Source organism: Nitrospirae bacterium YQR-1, assembly GCA_039908095.1.
In the GTDB taxonomy this organism is placed as follows: domain Bacteria; phylum Nitrospirota; class Thermodesulfovibrionia; order Thermodesulfovibrionales; family Magnetobacteriaceae; genus Magnetomonas.
Genome location: JAMOBJ010000075.1, coordinates 1 through 1,550, shown reverse-complemented (window position 1 = coordinate 1,550; position 1,550 = coordinate 1). Strand labels below are relative to the sequence as shown.

Sequence of the window (1,550 nt, the reverse complement as noted above, 5' to 3'; positions counted from 1 at the left end):
AAACGAAATGGCATTGGTATATGATATAGAACGTGATGTCAGGTACAGGCAAGGAATGGAAAAAGGCATAGAAAAGGTGATAGCCGATGCTATTAAAACCTTAACGGAGGCGGGCATACTGGTTCAGGTTGACCACATCATGGGAATACCCGATGATACAATGCAGTATCAGGAGGATGCCGTAGAGTTTTACAATCAGTTCAGGCCCCTTGTGGTAGCTACATTTTGGCTGCAATACTATCCTAAAACAGCAATCATTGACATTGCCGTAGAGCGCGGGATTTTATCGGAAAGCGACATTGAGAGGATTAATGAGGGGCTTGTTTTTGGATACAAAAAAGGAACCCTGAGAGACCCCGAACCCTACTTCGGCATATCCTTTCTACTAAACTACATCCCGTTTATGCCCCGGTGGCTGGTTAAATTTATTCTGAAACTCCGCTTATACAAATTTATTAAAACCAGCAACTTCTTTTTAAGTGTAATTATTCCGCACTTAATACGGATGTTTTTTGATAAAAGAAACATCTATGAAAGAAACATGCTCTTTCGGTATCTCAATAAAGAAGTTCCACGGCTCTACAATATATTCATACACCGGCTGCACCCGCTGATGTGTACCAAAGTCAAAGACCGATAGCGGCTGCATACCGTCGGTTTGGGTTCTTTCCCGTTCGGAGTAATCTTGGCAACCTACACCCCAAACATGTTTCTTAACTCATCAACAGAAGCAGCTTTTTTAATATAGGCTTTAGGGGAGTGTGCACCCCATATTATAATTAAAAACGGTGAGAAACTTACAGACCGCCACGACAGGGAATTGATTCTGCAAATCTCTTAATTTCAACTCCTTTACTCGGTTTGCTTACCTCTATGTCGGATTTCGGGGGCAACCCTGTGCTTGATTTTCACGGAGCGTTATTGCTACAATTGCTGCACTGTGTAAATATTGATTTAGCCGGTGTCGGGAGAGTGATGGGAAAAAAGTGTAAAATAACCTTTGTTTATCCGGATGTGCCAAGCCTGGGGGTAGCGTATTTAATGGGAGTTTGCGGGCAGGCAGGGCATGACGCCGAGCTGGTATATTATGAGGCTATGGACAGCAGCGTCTATAGAGCCCTGCCAAGCATTCCTTATGAAAAAGTTGCCGATGACGTGTTAAAGACTAATCCAGATATAGTTGCCTTTTCGTGTGTTACCAAAAATTATCAGTTTCAGCTTGAATGTGCAAGGGTGTTAAAACAAAAAAAACCGGAGCTGCCAACTATCTTTGGCGGTGTGCATATAACGGCGGTGCCTGAAATTGTGCTGAAAAAGGACGTCGTTGATTGTATTGCTATTGGGGAGGGTGAGAAGTCCTTACCGTTGTTTTTGTCTGAGTGCATGTCAGGTGGCACATTTACCCTGCCCGGCACTGCCGTGCGCGGAATTGTGTACAAAAAAGACGGTGCTGTTGTCGGCGGTTATGAGCAGGGAGAGAAAAACGAGTAAAGGCATAGATTACCTATTATAAACCTTTTACTCTTCTATAGTTCTTTTGATTGGCACAC

The 1,550-nt window shown here is 43.4% G+C and carries 2 protein-coding genes; both read left to right on the top strand.

The window, feature by feature from the left end; all coding sequences use genetic code 11:
* Positions 1-640, top strand: a 640-nt coding sequence (locus H7844_15930) for a hypothetical protein (GenBank protein MEO5358767.1), incomplete at its 5' end; no start/stop codon positions are given.
* Positions 641-873: 233 nt separating this feature from the next.
* Complete coding sequence (locus tag H7844_15925; GenBank protein MEO5358766.1) at positions 874-1,491, top strand: cobalamin-dependent protein; 618 nt, start codon at positions 874-876, stop codon at positions 1,489-1,491.
* Positions 1,492-1,550 lie beyond the last annotated feature (59 nt).

Bases quoted from the DNA above. Each gene is read 5' to 3' on its own strand.
- H7844_15925 (MEO5358766.1), top strand. From the start codon at position 874: ATGTCGGATTTCGGGGGCAACCCTGTGCTTGATTTTCACGGAGCGTTA.